This is a genomic window from Mesorhizobium sanjuanii (assembly GCF_002529485.1).
GTDB classification, from domain to species: Bacteria; Pseudomonadota; Alphaproteobacteria; order Rhizobiales; family Rhizobiaceae; genus Mesorhizobium; species Mesorhizobium sanjuanii.
The window spans coordinates 1-12586 of the sequence record NZ_NWQG01000073.1 but is presented as its reverse complement, the minus strand read 5'-3'; the positions used below and the strand labels follow the sequence as shown (position 1 = coordinate 12586).

Here is a 12586-nt window from a genome sequence, read left to right as displayed (position 1 = left end):
CTACACCAATATCCTGCCCGTCTATGCCGTGCTGCTTTTGATGACGCCGGTCTTCCTGCTGTTCATCGGCAGCAGGCCCCTGGCGACGCTCGCCGTATCCGGGGTTCTGTGGCTGGTTGCCGGAATCTACCAGATCGCTCCGCCGAACTATCCGGAGCCCGGCTTCTGGTTCCTCAACCCGCTGTCTTGGCAGTTCCTTTTCAACATTGGCCTGGCGGCCATGCTGCATGTCAGGCGCGGCGGCGCGATTCCGGTCAATCGCTGGCTGGTCGGCGCGGCGGCGACCTATGCCGCCGGGGCGCTTGTCTGGGTGCACAGCCCGCTCTGGGGGCACGTATCGTGGTTGGATTTGCCGGTGGTGCTGACCGGCTTCGACAAGACGTTCCTGTCGCTGCCGAGACTGCTGCACATCCTGACCGTCAGCTACCTGGTCGTGGCTATTCCATCCGTCTCGAACCTGTTCCGCACCAGCCGTGACCACCCGCTCGCCATATTGGGCAAGCGGTCGCTGCCGGTTTTCATCGCCGGCACGGTGATCGCCATGGCGGCGCAGGTGATGAAGCTGATCAATCCGGGTGGATTTGCCTATGATAGTCTGCTTATCGCGGCCGGCATCGCCATGCAGTTCGCGCTCGCCTATTATCTCGAATGGCTGTCGGGCATCGGTTGGAACGGCAAGAGCAAGCCGGTGCGCAGCGAGACATCGCCGGTGCGCACATCGTTTGGCGTGGGGTCAATGGTGACAAGTGCCAACTGACAAATCTGCTGGACTCAAACCCTTGTCGGCGGCGGTCCGGAGGAGGCCCTGACGACAAGTTCGACGTCGAGCGTTTCGCGCCGCACCGTGCCGTCGAAATCGAGGATCCGTCGCGCCGCCCTGCGGCCGATCTCGGCGATCGGCTGGGCAACCGTGGTGAGCGGAGGCTCGCAAAGCGCGGCGTCGGGCACGCCGTCGAAGCCGACGATCGAGACGTCGCGAGGCACCGCGAGGTCCCGCGCGTTCAGCCACTCGATCGCGATCATGGCAATCCGGTCCGACATCGCCAGGATGGCCGTTGGCGGCTCTGGCAAGGCGAAGATCGTTTCGAGGCCAGCCCTGGTGCTGGCTTCGTCGTTTTCGGTCTCGTAGACCGGCACCTTGGCGGTGTCGATGCCGAAACTTGAAAGCGCCTCGAAATAGCCGACGAGACGGTCGCGCGTTCCTGTGTAAACCGCAGCCTCGATCTGTTCGCGCGAAACAAGACCGGTTCTGTCATCGGCGAATTGCAGCGACAGCACGGCAAAGCGGCGATGCCCAAGCTGGGCCAGATGGCGCGCCGCCAGGCGGGCGCCGGCGACATTGTCGACGCCGATCGCCGAGACCGTGTCGTCCTGCGAGCCGAGTTCGAGAGCGACGAAGGGCAGCTTGCGTTCGCGCGTCAATTCGACCAGGCGCGGCCCTCCCTCGATGCAGAACAGGATGAAGCCGTCGACCAGCGCACTCTGGATGTTCCAGGCGAGTTTCTCCTCATTGCCGGCCGAAACGAGAGCGATGCCGGCACCCGTGGCATCGCACGCCTCGGAGATGCCGGACATCATGACGCGGGCAAAGGGATCGTCGAAGAAATAGGAGAGGGGCTCGGTCGTGGCGACGCCGATCGCGTTGACCTTGCCGGCGCGCAGCAATCGGCCCTTGGGGTCGGGGCCGGCATAGCCCATCGCTTCCGCTGCCGCCTTGACCCGCTCGCGCACTTCCTCGCGCACGATCTCGGGACGGCTGAAGACGTTGGAAGCGGTGCCGTGCGAAACACCGGCGGCCTTGGCGATGTCGGCCAAGCGGATCGGTTTTGTGTTGCCCAGGATGCGTGGCGCCATGTTTTTGCTTGCCTCCGGATTCCCACGTAGCACTTTTGTTGGATCGATTCAAATTTTTGCTTGACTCTGGTTGGTCGCGAGCTATTTTTGAATCGATCCAAACACGTTTCCGATGCTCGTGTTGGACCGAGACGAGAGGAGGGTGCGATGCATCCCGTCAACTATCTGTTTGAAGACATCTACCGCAATGACTGGAACATCAGATCGGACGCGGTGACCCAGAAACGCCGCGGCAAATTAAGCCCGTGGGTTCGCGATCTGCGCTTCCTGGTGGAACGCAAGCTGAGCTGATCGGCAAGGCATTTTCGTGCCTGTCGATTGGATCGATTCAATTTCTAGAGAAGCCCGAGAGGAGACTAAGCCATGCATCCCGTCAGCTATCTGTTCGAGGACATCTATCGCAACTATTGGGGCATCTCGCCTGCCTCCCGCCGGCCGGAGCGGCTGCGTTTGACCAAGGTCGCGCGCAATCGCGAACCGCTTGTCCGGCCGGAGCGCAAGCAGGATTGAGCCGCACCCTTGGCGGACCTGCCGCGTCAGGGACGCGGGCGCATCAGTGCCGAGGCGGCAATCACCAGCCAGCCGCCGATGAGCAACGTGCCGCCGATCGGCGCCGACATCGGGAAAAGCCGCGAGCCAATGAAGTTCCGGGCGAGAAGGTCGCCGCAGAACAAGACAAGCCCGACGAGAAGGATGAGGCTTCCGGCCTGCAGGATCCGATTTGCCCCAAGCAGTCCGATGGCCAGGAAAACCGGCGCGTGCATGATGAGGAAGGACGCGGCCGTGCCGACGAAAGCACCGCCCAGATGCGCCGCGGCGGCCGACAGCGCCACGCCAGCCGCACCGCATAGGCCGCCGGCCAAGACAAGTATGCGGCTCGTGCCGCTTGTTGGGTATTCGGCCGTGCTCATGCTGGGGTGCCTCCGTGAATTGCCAAACGACAAATATGGCCTTGTCGGACCGGGTATTGTCTCGGTTTGAAGTTCAGCTGATGAAGTAGCGATAGCCGAGCCACGCAGCCAGTGCGACCGATGCGCCCCAGACGCAGGCGATCACCACGGCGGCGGTTCTGCTCATCGGGCGCTCGGCGGCAAGCGCGGCTGCGGCTCGATGTTCCGCCAAGACCTCCGGCGGGATCATTTTCACCACGGCCAGAATGCCGAGCGGCACGATTATCGCGTCATCGAGATATCCCAGCACCGGTATGAAGTCGGGAATGAGGTCTATGGGCGACAGTGCGTATCCGGCGACACATAGCGCCAGCGCCCTTGCGTACCAAGGTGTGCGAGGATCTCCGGCTGCGAGATAAACAGCATGCGCGTCTCGTTTGATCCTGCGTGCCCAGTCTTTCAATCCATTTTTCATCGGACAGGTTTATCCGCAAAAGGATGGCTGCCGACAGTTTAAACCGGAACAGCGGGACCGTGTCAGGATTTGCCGGCTTCCGCCAGCATGTCGCGCGCCCGGCGCGACTGGACCAGCCAATTATACGCAGCTCCACCCGCCATCAGCACGGATGTGCCGAGAAACACGGCACGCATGCCGAAATGACCGCCGACGAAGCCGCCGAGCAGCGGCCCTGCGACCTGCCCGACATATTGCGCCGAGATGGACAGACCCAGCACATTGCCGCCGACGCCGTCGGGAACATTATGGCGGATGACGCTGGTGATGCAGGGCAGGAGGCCGCCAAGCGCCAGGCCCATCAGGAAGCGCAGGCCGATGAGCTGCCAACCCTGGGTGACGAAGGCCTGCGGGATCAAGAGCAGCGCCGAGACGGCAAGGGCTGCGACGATGACATTCCAGTGCCCGATGCGGTCGGCGAACTTGCCGAGCCGCGAGGCCGACAGGATGGCGCCGAGTGCTGCCGCCGACATGACGACGCCGGAAAGCAGGGTGACCCGGCTTTGATCTTCGATGAGCTGCTGGACATAGACCGTGATGATCGGTTCGATCGACATGGTGGCGAAACTCAACAGCATGCCGGTCGCCAGCATGGCGACGACGGGCCGCTTGTCCGGAATCTGCGCCCAGCCGCCCTTCGGCTTCCCGGTCGATGTTGCCTTGTCGACTGCCGGGCGAGGGTTTTCCTTGATGAGGAAGGTCGTCGCCAGGAAGGCCAGGAAGATAACGCCGCCCGCGAGCAGGAACGTGGCGCGGATGCCGATCACCGGCGGCAGTGCGCCGCCGAGCAGGGGGCCGACTAGCGCACCGGCGGTGATGCCGGCCGACAGCACGCCGAGCGCCCAACCTGAACGGTCCTTCGGCGTCTGCATGGCGACGAGAATGGTGGAGCCGGAGGAATAACCGCCGGCGAAACCGATCAGCAGGCGCAGCAGCACCAGTTGCCACACACTCTGCACCATGCCGGTCAGCGACATGCAGATGGCCATGCCGAAACTTGCCCGCACCAGCATCAGCTTGCGGCCATAACGGTCGCCCAGCCGTCCCCAGAGCGGCGCTACCAGCGCGGCGGCAAAGAAGGTGGCGCCATAGGCGATCCCGGACCACTGCACGATGGCTGCGTGGCCTTCGGCGCCAAGCTGTTCGACGTAGAGCGGCAGGAAGGGCAACAGCAGGGTCATTGCGATGAGCGTGCTGAACGAACCGGCAAAGCACACGGCGAGATTGCGCCGCCAGTGGACGTTATAGCTGCCGTGTTCGGTGTTGCCCTGCGCCATGTCTGCCTGCGCCATTTCTGTCCTGCCGGTATCGGACTTGTTGCGGATACCAAATTGGGATACCAAGTTGGTATCCGTCATGGACTTCAACCCAGCCGCTGTCAATGCGGCCGCCACGAATGGGACCACGATGTCGCAGATGCACAATGTCGAGAGCCAGCTTCGCGAGATGATCCTCGGCCTCGAGATTGGTCCGGGCGAGCGTTTGACCGAGCGCTGGATCGAAAGCCGGTTCGGCGCCTCGCGTACGCCGGTCAGGGCAGCGCTGCTGCGGCTCGAGACCGAAGGGCTGATCTGCCGCGACGGGCGCGGCTGGACGGTCTCGCCCATCAACCTCGCCGAACTCGAGCAGATCGCGGTCTATCGCGAAGCGGTCGAGGTCGCCGCGCTAAGGCTGACATGCGCGCTGGAGGATAGAAGCGGTGTCGATGTCATCGAAGCGATGCTCGACTCCTGCGATGCCGCCACGCCACGCGAGGAATGGCACCGCGTTGGCATGGATTTCCACATCGAGTTGGCCCGCCTGTCCGCCAACGAGTTCCTGTTCAGGGCTGTCCGCGATGCGATGACACGGCTGTCGCGCGCCCGTTGGCTGGAGGTTCGCGACGAGGCAGCGCTCAGCCGTGCCTGGGCCGAGCACCATGCCATTCTGGCGGCGATGCGGACTGGCAATGCCGATGAGGCGGCGCGCCAACTATCGGCGCACATCGTCGGCAGCCGCGACCGGCTTGTAACGTCGCTGCGCAATGACCGGCGCGGCCTGCGCGCCAGGGGATTTGCCGTCGTTGCCGCTTGATCTCACCGGGCATGGGCAGGGCGCGTCGCGCAAAAGCCGGTGCGCGTACGTGAAGCGCACTTTCACCCTCGCTTCGCGAGCGGCGATGGCGTAAGAGCGGCGATGGAAAACAACCGATTTGAAACACCCGTGACCGTCAAGTCGGCCGCGGACGGGACCAACCAGCTCTTGCGCACGGCTCGGGAGGCTTCAGATTACCTCCTGAACAGCTGGCCCGGCAAGCGCAGTCCCAAGCATCGCGAAGCGCTACAGGCCTGCCACGATGCACTGGCCGGCGACAAGCCGGCGATGAACGCAAGGCGCGCCTTCATCGCCGCGGCTCGCGAAGTCAACGTCTTCGTCAGCGACAAGACCCCGGCCTGAAGCAGGCGAAACCCAGCGCGGAACCGGCCCGCTTCGTAGGCCGAATGCTCTCTATTTCGCCGATTCCGCCTCGGTTTCGGACCTGGTGTCGTCCTCGGGTTTCGAACGCTCCCTGGCGGCGACCTTGGCCGCCAGCTTTTCCGCCTTTTTGGCGGCCTTCTGCCGGTCGCGCTCCTTGCGTTCGTGATCGTAGTTCGGTGCTCGCGCCATATCGCTTCCTTTCACTGTGCTTGACCCTGCCTAGGAGCATTGGACTGCAAATACAACACCGCAAGCGGCGATCGGCTGCATGGCAGGCGGCAAGTCCGGTTCGGGCTTGCAAGATGGCTGGCACGATGATGTAGGAAAGGCTGGGGTACAGACGCCGACAGCCGCCAAACCAGTTTGAACCAAGTGACCGATGGTCACGCTTCAAAGAAACGCACAGAAGCTGTTCTACCATGCGCGCAATGTCCTGCGCGATATTGCCCCTCACGCACTGTTTCGCCGCCGGCTTACCGGGACGGCTCGACCAGGCCAGACTTTCGGACCGCTCGGTGCGCCCGTGCTAAACTCCGAGCGTGGCAATTGATGTTGATCTCGGCATTCATCAGGCGTACGGGACTCATCAGGCGTACGGGGCCGCAGGATTCATTATGCCTCAAGAACAGAGAATGAATATTGCACTGCTGAATTACCCTAACACCAACAATATTGGAGACAATATACAGACGCTTGCTGTCGCGCAGCACATCGATCAGGAATACAGCCTGGTCGACCGTGACTTCTCGCATCGATATGATGGCAAGCCGTGCGTCGTGGTCATGAACGGATGGTTCACGCATGAGCCGCAGAACTGGCCACCTGCGCCAGCGATCACGCCGATCTTCTTCGGCTTTCACCTGACCCCGAAGGCCGCGTCCGTGTTCGAAAAGCATAAGGCATATTTCAAGCGCTTTGCGCCGATCGGATGCCGAGACCAAGCGACGGCCGAAACTATCAAGTCATGGGGTGTCGATGCCTATGTGAGCGGCTGTGCGACGATGACATTCCCGGCCCGAACGAAGGAACCTGCCGAGCCGAAGGTGATCCTGGTGGATCAGAAACGGCGCCACTTCGCACGGTCGGATCGCAAGCGGGCTAGCCAGATCGGGCACATTTTGCCGTTTCCGATGGCGAGCGAAGTCAGATTTGAGGCGGCAAGGAACCTGCTCGACTTCTACCGACTCAATGCGGGCCTCGTCGTCACGAGCCGCATTCACAGCGCTATGCCTTGCGCAGCGATGGGCATCCCGGTCGTTTATACCGGTCGTCGCGACGGCCGGACTGCGATCATCGACCTGATCGGTATCCCGTCGGTTCGAACAAAGTGGTTCCCGCAAACGCGCATCGAAAGCTTTCCGGTACGCCAGCCGGCATTTGATGACGTGAAAAAGCGCATCACCAGTGACCTTCACGCGCGTTTAGAAGCCCATGGCGTGAAGGTGAAAGTCCCGACGTCGCTTTAGCTGCTCGCGCTCGCCCGCCATCTGGCCGCGAGGACTGACACGTCCCGCGCTTCACAGTCTCAAAAACCGCAGCTTGGGTGGCATTGATGGCGATGAAGGCTGGCGCGTTGCAGTCAGCTAAATTGCAGATGGCCGCTTACTAGAGCGTTGTTGCCGCTATGGGGGCGGATGTTGAGACCGCTAATCGAACATCACACGGCCCTGTGGAGCATTGATGCGGCAGGCCGCACGCTCTTCGGAAATACGTGCGAGGTCGCCACCGTATTCGATTAGTGGATGACGAACGAGCTTATCTTCGATCATGTCGGCAATACCCGAGAATCCCGTTTGGAGGCTATCTCTACGGGATTTATCATGCCAAACACGCATTTCATCCTTGTTGATCAGGAACATTACAAGGACATCCCGCTCGATCGTCGTTGAGAAACCGTGATAAGAATAAAAATGGGGAACGAATACACAAACAGAGTTTCTCCGGAAATTTGCCCCATATACAGGCTTTAGTTCTTTATCATAAAGAACGGTAGCATTCTTTTTTTCTTCTTCTTCATCTACCGGAATGGTTGGGAAATAAAATACGAATGACATATATTTTGGTGGAATATCAACATGTACATTTTGAAATTTATCTGGAGTACAGAACACAAATTCAAACTCATTCTCATGAATATCGACGAAATCAACAAGATCGTCCGACGGCTTGTAATAGAATTTCTCAAACAGTGCTCGCTTAACGTTACGATCTTCAAACAACGCGCGAAACTGGAGGATTTCCACATCTCGCGATTCAATCAACGGATACCGGCGATTGACAAACGCCTTGCTGTCCTGTTTGCGCGTCTGAAGTTTTCCCGAGTTCTTGTACTCCACCATCCGCGCCTTCAGCGCCTCGTAGAAGGCTTCCGGAAAGAGATGATCGATATAGAGATGGTAGAACGGAGCCTCGCCGACGGCAGTCAGCGCTATACGCTCAAGCACGTGCGCGCGTAAATCCGTGTATTCGGGCCCGAACGCCTGGGGGTCAATCGACATGCGATCGACTATAGGCTGTTCTCCCTTCAGTCCCAGAAGTCTCCGAAGCATACGCCCCCCTCGATACGGTAGTCGCACACAAAAACCCCAAGTAGTCCCTCGTTTGCCAAATTGACGACGGTTTCGCAAGAGGTTTTCCTCGAGAAGCTAAACATTGTGGGCTGCAACCTCGCGAGATCGAGGGACATTCGGTTGCCCGGCATCCGAATGCTCGGCAACAACCGCGCTGAACTGTTCAGCGAAGACCAGTTAGAACTAGCCCGAAAAATTCATGAGGGCTGGCACATGTGGCACAAGCCGTTGAAGCACAGGCCGCCGCCGGCCGGTTCGCCGCTCGCGAAGCTTTATGCCGAGTTCGCGTCTGAACGGCTTTGTTGCGAAGGATGGCGGCCTCTATCCTGTCGGGCCCGATCTTCTTGTTCGCCTCGGCACGGCTTGGATCGGTCGGCTTGTGCCAGATATGCAGTACCAAGTGCCGGAGCGACGGATGACACCTTTATCTTGCACGCGGAAGACGAAATCGATGTCCCCCGAGCCGTGCGCAAAAGGCGCAATGCCATCGGCAGGATGCTGAAATAGCGGCCGGTATTTGGTTTTACTTGAACGCGGCGAGCGCAATGAGGATGGGTGCGGGTGCCGAGGACGTGGTCCACCTCATTGCGCGATCGGCGCAGCCAAACCGGTTGGCACCGCCACGAAAATGATTCTGAACAGGCACCAACATCGCACGATCCGCTGAAGCGCCCGTGTTCATTGACGGTGTTTGAAGGCTAACGGGGAGAGATTGTCGTTTTCTTACTTTCAATTCCCGAAACGCGCTCGGGATATCGTACGGCCATCATCAGCCGATCCGCATGCTCGGCAAAAACCGCGCTGACCTGTTCAGCGTCGAACAGGGATCTTCGGCGGCGTTTCTCGTCGTTGGCGAGGAAACCCGTTATGGCATCAAGCTTTCGAGTAAACCGTTTGAGAACGAACCGCGCCTGCCGGGCAAAATGACCAGCCCAAGGCGTGTCCTTTGCGAGATGGCGATAGATGGCCAACGCTTCCAACTCGACACCGACCGGGCGGTTCGACCACGGCTTGCCACGCGTGAAATGCCGTGCAAATGCCTTGTCGAATCGTACCTGGCTGGTGAAATTCGTCATGACGTTCCAGTAGGGGTGCATCGTCTGCCATCTGTCTTCAAAAGCGACATTGAGTGCACCTTGGTCCATATTGTCGATGCGCTGCGAGGCGAGTTCTCGAGTCCTCTGCAATAGCCCCTCTCGCCGCACCATGGGCATGTTGAACACCAGCACGCCCGCATTGAATTTCGGCGCGCCGGGCTTCATCGGCAGGCGTCGGCGATACTTCGTGTCGAAATAGCATTGCTCATCATGAGCGGCCAATAATGGCGCATGCAGTTGTGTGTTGGCGAGGTCGACTATCGATCGATTAAAAAGGACGTCGCTGTCGGCATAGACAATATGATCATAAGGCTCGAATTCAGCCAACTGGTCCGCGAACAGTCTGATATAGGTCGCCAAGGTCAGATGGCCCGGATCAAAATTCCTCGCCTCCATGAACTTCGACACGTCAAGGATACTGACTGCGGACCCTAGTAATCGGTCACCGACCTCCAGGTCTTCCGTGCTGACACCCATCTGAAGGATAAAGCCCTTGATAGGGCCGGATACATCCAATACACGGCGCGCGGCTAAGCAGGCGTACGGGAAATAGTTTTGATCTGCAGCGAAAAAGAAACACGGATTTTGCGACATATTGTGAACGTCCCAGCAGCAATCAGACGTCTATCCGGCCAGCATGTACAGATGCAATAGCCTTTGGGGCATAACACGTGCCGAATTCTGATGGATGAGCCGGTGATGCGGGTTTCACGCGGTTCCGGGTTGCAAGATGGCTGGCACAATGTAGGACAGAAACCGGGTATCAAATAGCAAGACGATTTTTCTTCCAAGTGACCGATGGCCACGCTTCAAAGAAACGCACAGAAGCTGTTCTACTATGCGCGCAATGCCATGCGCGACATCGCTCCGCAGGCACTGTTTCGTCGCCGGCTTGCCGGCTTGCTCGACCAGGCCAGACTTTCGGACCGCTCGGTCCGCGGGCGCCTCAACTATTACAACAGGCTGCAGGAGCCTTTCACGCCGAGCCCCGATGCCGTGCCGGTCAGCCGGCTGCCGACGGACCGGAGCATGTATTATTACGATCTGAAGGAGTTTACCCGCTACTTCGATCCCGGTCTGCTCATCGACCTCGAATTCGGCGACGTCATCGAAGTGCCGAAAATGCCCTCGATCGTGAAGGATCGGCCGATTGCCGGCGACAACAAGAACGGCGTTCTGTTCAAGCTCAACAAGTTCCGTCATTTCCACATGCCCGCCGACGATATTGCTTTCGCCGACAAGCTTCCGGCCGTGGTCTGGCGCGGCGAGCTCAACAACCCGATACGCACCTTGCTTCTGGAGGTCGCCCGCGACCTGCCGTTCTGCGACGTCGGCACGCCCAAACGCACAGCGGCGGCGGAGTATCGCAAGCCCTATTTAAGCATCGACCAGCAGCGGCGCTATCGCTACATCATTTCGCTCGAGGGCAATGACGTCGCGACCAACCTCAAATGGATCATGAGCTCGAATTCGCTGTGCCTGATGCCGCCGCCGACATACGAGACATGGTTCGCCGAAAGCGAGCTCGTGGCTGACGTCCACTACGTGCCGCTCGCTCCGGATTTCTCGGATCTCGCCGAACGGGTGCAATATCTCGAACGGCACCCGGCTGAGGCCGAACGCATCGTTGTCGCGGCCAATGCCTATTGCCGAAAATTCGCCGATGAACCGACCGAGCAGGCGATCTGCCTGCTCGTCCTCTATAAATATTTCGTTCTCAGCGGCCAGGTCGAGCCCGACGCGGAGGTCTGGCGCACCATTTCGGCATAGCGCCTGGGGGATTGAACCCAGGGGGATTGGACCTTGTCTGCCACTATTCCCGGTCGAGAACCAGATCGGCCGGCCCAAACCGGTCCTTTGCTGTCTGTTGCTGGTGCCAGTAGGGGTAGAGCACAGGCGGGCGGCTGACGGCATCGAGCCGTGCGCGGTCGTCGTCGGTAAGCACCAGGCTTGCGGCGGCGAGATTGTCCTTGAACTGCGCTTCGGTCCGTCCGCCGATCACCAGCGAACTGACGGCTGGCCGGCCAAGCAGCCAGGCAAGCGCCACCTGCGCCGCGGACACACCATGGTTCTTGCCGATATAGGCAAGCACGTCGACGATCCGCCATAGCCGGTCCTCATCGCGGATTGGCGGTTCCGACCAGCCGTTGAGCTGGCGGGCTGTGGGGCTGTCGCGGTTGTATTTGCCCGACAGCAATCCACCGGCGAGCGGGCTCCACACCAGCACGCCAAGCCCCTGGTCGACCGAAATCGGCAGCAGTTCATATTCGGCTTCGCGCGCTTCCAGAGTGTAGTGGATTTGCTGGGTGATGAAGCGCGACTGGTTGTGGCGGTCGCTGATGCCAAGCGCCTTCATCACCTGCCAGCCGGAGTAGTTGGAGCAGCCGGCGTAGCGGACCTTGCCCTGGGCTACGAGCGTGTCCATCGCGGCGATGGTTTCCTCCAAGGGCGTCGTGCCGTCCCATTCATGCAGGAAATAAATGTCGATGACATCGGTGCGAAGGCGCTTCAGGCTCCTTTCGCATTCGCGGATCAGATGGTAGCGCGACAGGCCTTCGTCGTTGGGGCCCTTGCCGATCCGCATGCGCGCCTTGGAGGCGATCAGCACGTCGTCCTTGCGCTTGCCGCCAAGCGCTTCGCCGATGATCTCCTCCGAAAGCCCGTTCGAATACACATTGGCTGTGTCGATGACGTTGATGCCGGCATCGATGCACAGATCGATCATCCGGCGCGCCTCTTTGAGATCGGTCTTGCCGACCGCCGAAAATGCGCCGGCGCCGCCGAAGGTCATGGTGCCCATGGTCAATGTCGAAACCTTCAGCCCGGACCGGCCGAGAGTGCGGTATTCCATGTCAGGTCCTCGCAATGCGTTGAAGAGGGCGTCTGCCAGGCCGCCCGGAATGAGACACGTATTTGTAGGATAATTCGCGCGGCTTGTCGCCCCTCGTCGCGCAAAGACCGTTCAAGTCTCGCTGATCGGTGGTGGCGATCGGCACATTGGTTCTCTGCAATAAAACCGTCATTGCCGGTCTATATTGAAGTCGGCTCAAGGTGTCCCATCGGCAGCCGGCAGGCCGGGATCGAGGGCGCCGGACAAAGCCGGCAGGCTTGCATACGGAGCAGCGCAAAATGACTGAGACAAGACAGAACGCCCCGGCCCGGGACTGGCTGGAAGCGGAACTCGCCGACACGCTCGATGAAGAC

The 12586-nt window shown here is 60.1% G+C and carries 15 protein-coding genes and 1 pseudogene; 8 read left to right on the top strand and 8 right to left on the bottom strand.

Annotated features, from left to right (window positions below; translation table 11 throughout):
* Positions 1-757: OpgC family protein (locus CN311_RS13200; RefSeq protein ID WP_165779688.1), on the top strand; the 757-nt coding region annotated here is incomplete at its 5' end.
* Between the two features lie 14 nt (positions 758-771).
* Here the strand turns inward: CN311_RS13200 and CN311_RS13195 are convergent.
* Positions 772-1854: a LacI family DNA-binding transcriptional regulator gene (locus tag CN311_RS13195; RefSeq protein ID WP_097574154.1), complete on the bottom strand. Its 1083-nt coding sequence runs from the start codon at positions 1852-1854 to the stop codon at positions 772-774.
* Between the two features lie 147 nt (positions 1855-2001).
* Here CN311_RS13195 and CN311_RS13190 point away from each other — a divergent pair, with 147 nt between their 5' ends.
* Together CN311_RS13190 and CN311_RS32555 are read left to right on the top strand one after the other, a co-directional pair.
* Positions 2002-2145, top strand: coding sequence for a hypothetical protein (locus CN311_RS13190; protein WP_097574153.1), 144 nt, complete (start codon positions 2002-2004; stop codon positions 2143-2145).
* 72 nt (positions 2146-2217) lie between these two features.
* Positions 2218-2364, top strand: a complete 147-nt coding sequence (locus CN311_RS32555; protein WP_097574152.1) for a hypothetical protein — start codon at positions 2218-2220, stop codon at positions 2362-2364.
* Between the two features lie 26 nt (positions 2365-2390).
* Here CN311_RS32555 and CN311_RS13180 read toward each other — a convergent pair whose 3' ends face one another.
* From CN311_RS13180 to CN311_RS13170, 3 genes are all read right to left on the bottom strand, one after another.
* On the bottom strand, positions 2391-2765 hold the full coding sequence (locus tag CN311_RS13180; protein ID WP_097574151.1) for a DUF423 domain-containing protein: 375 nt from the start codon (positions 2763-2765) through the stop codon (positions 2391-2393).
* 73 nt (positions 2766-2838) lie between these two features.
* On the bottom strand, positions 2839-3219 hold the full coding sequence (locus CN311_RS13175; protein WP_097574150.1) for a YkvA family protein: 381 nt from the start codon (positions 3217-3219) through the stop codon (positions 2839-2841).
* Between the two features lie 62 nt (positions 3220-3281).
* Positions 3282-4535, bottom strand: a complete 1254-nt coding sequence (locus CN311_RS13170; protein WP_097574156.1) for a multidrug efflux MFS transporter — start codon at positions 4533-4535, stop codon at positions 3282-3284.
* Here CN311_RS13170 and CN311_RS33845 point away from each other — a divergent pair.
* From CN311_RS33845 to CN311_RS13160, 3 genes and pseudogenes are all read left to right on the top strand, one after another.
* A pseudogene (locus CN311_RS33845) lies at positions 4534-4845 on the top strand (GntR family transcriptional regulator); the annotation flags it as partial. The gene CN311_RS13170 and the pseudogene CN311_RS33845 overlap by 2 nt on opposite strands.
* On the top strand, positions 4825-5331 hold the full coding sequence (locus CN311_RS13165; protein WP_425351073.1) for a GntR family transcriptional regulator: 507 nt from the start codon (positions 4825-4827) through the stop codon (positions 5329-5331). The pseudogene CN311_RS33845 and the gene CN311_RS13165, both read left to right, overlap by 21 nt.
* A gap of 102 nt (positions 5332-5433) precedes the next feature.
* Positions 5434-5694, top strand: a complete 261-nt coding sequence (locus CN311_RS13160; RefSeq protein WP_097574149.1) for a DUF982 domain-containing protein — start codon at positions 5434-5436, stop codon at positions 5692-5694.
* Between the two features lie 51 nt (positions 5695-5745).
* Here CN311_RS13160 and CN311_RS13155 read toward each other — a convergent pair whose 3' ends face one another.
* Positions 5746-5904: a hypothetical protein gene (locus CN311_RS13155; RefSeq protein WP_097574148.1), complete on the bottom strand. Its 159-nt coding sequence runs from the start codon at positions 5902-5904 to the stop codon at positions 5746-5748.
* A 443-nt stretch (positions 5905-6347) separates the two neighbouring features.
* On the opposite strand from CN311_RS13155, the gene CN311_RS13150 reads away from it, so the two are divergent.
* Positions 6348-7181 (top strand): polysaccharide pyruvyl transferase family protein, encoded by an 834-nt coding sequence (locus CN311_RS13150; protein WP_097574147.1) that lies wholly within the window; start codon positions 6348-6350, stop codon positions 7179-7181.
* Between the two features lie 180 nt (positions 7182-7361).
* Here the strand turns inward: CN311_RS13150 and CN311_RS32225 are convergent, their stop codons facing one another.
* The gene (locus tag CN311_RS32225; RefSeq protein WP_208866486.1) at positions 7362-8213 is read right to left on the bottom strand and encodes a hypothetical protein; all 852 of its coding nucleotides are present in this window, start codon (positions 8211-8213) and stop codon (positions 7362-7364) included.
* A gap of 770 nt (positions 8214-8983) precedes the next feature.
* Complete coding sequence (locus CN311_RS13135) at positions 8984-9976, bottom strand: glycosyltransferase family 8 protein (protein ID WP_097574144.1); 993 nt, start codon at positions 9974-9976, stop codon at positions 8984-8986.
* Between the two features lie 204 nt (positions 9977-10180).
* Here CN311_RS13135 and CN311_RS13130 point away from each other — a divergent pair, with 204 nt between their 5' ends.
* Positions 10181-11152, top strand: coding sequence for a glycosyl transferase family 90 (locus CN311_RS13130; RefSeq protein WP_097574143.1), 972 nt, complete (start codon positions 10181-10183; stop codon positions 11150-11152).
* 43 nt (positions 11153-11195) lie between these two features.
* Here CN311_RS13130 and CN311_RS13125 read toward each other — a convergent pair whose 3' ends face one another.
* Positions 11196-12233: an aldo/keto reductase gene (locus tag CN311_RS13125; RefSeq protein ID WP_097574142.1), complete on the bottom strand. Its 1038-nt coding sequence runs from the start codon at positions 12231-12233 to the stop codon at positions 11196-11198.
* Positions 12234-12586: the final 353 nt, after the last annotated feature.

Excerpts from the sequence above, each read along its gene's own strand:
- CN311_RS13195 (WP_097574154.1), bottom strand. The coding sequence starts at position 1,854 with ATGGCGCCACGCATCCTGGGCAACACAAAACCGATCCGCTTGGCCGAC.
- CN311_RS13190 (WP_097574153.1), top strand. The coding sequence starts at position 2,002 with ATGCATCCCGTCAACTATCTGTTTGAAGACATCTACCGCAATGACTGG.
- CN311_RS32555 (WP_097574152.1), top strand. The coding sequence starts at position 2,218 with ATGCATCCCGTCAGCTATCTGTTCGAGGACATCTATCGCAACTATTGG.
- CN311_RS13180 (WP_097574151.1), bottom strand. The coding sequence starts at position 2,765 with ATGAGCACGGCCGAATACCCAACAAGCGGCACGAGCCGCATACTTGTC.
- CN311_RS13175 (WP_097574150.1), bottom strand. The coding sequence starts at position 3,219 with ATGAAAAATGGATTGAAAGACTGGGCACGCAGGATCAAACGAGACGCG.
- CN311_RS13170 (WP_097574156.1), bottom strand. The coding sequence starts at position 4,535 with ATGGCGCAGGGCAACACCGAACACGGCAGCTATAACGTCCACTGGCGG.
- CN311_RS13160 (WP_097574149.1), top strand. The coding sequence starts at position 5,434 with ATGGAAAACAACCGATTTGAAACACCCGTGACCGTCAAGTCGGCCGCG.
- CN311_RS13155 (WP_097574148.1), bottom strand. The coding sequence starts at position 5,904 with ATGGCGCGAGCACCGAACTACGATCACGAACGCAAGGAGCGCGACCGG.
- CN311_RS13150 (WP_097574147.1), top strand. The coding sequence starts at position 6,348 with ATGAATATTGCACTGCTGAATTACCCTAACACCAACAATATTGGAGAC.
- CN311_RS32225 (WP_208866486.1), bottom strand. The coding sequence starts at position 8,213 with ATGTCGATTGACCCCCAGGCGTTCGGGCCCGAATACACGGATTTACGC.
- CN311_RS13135 (WP_097574144.1), bottom strand. The coding sequence starts at position 9,976 with ATGTCGCAAAATCCGTGTTTCTTTTTCGCTGCAGATCAAAACTATTTC.
- CN311_RS13130 (WP_097574143.1), top strand. The coding sequence starts at position 10,181 with ATGGCCACGCTTCAAAGAAACGCACAGAAGCTGTTCTACTATGCGCGC.
- CN311_RS13125 (WP_097574142.1), bottom strand. The coding sequence starts at position 12,233 with ATGGAATACCGCACTCTCGGCCGGTCCGGGCTGAAGGTTTCGACATTG.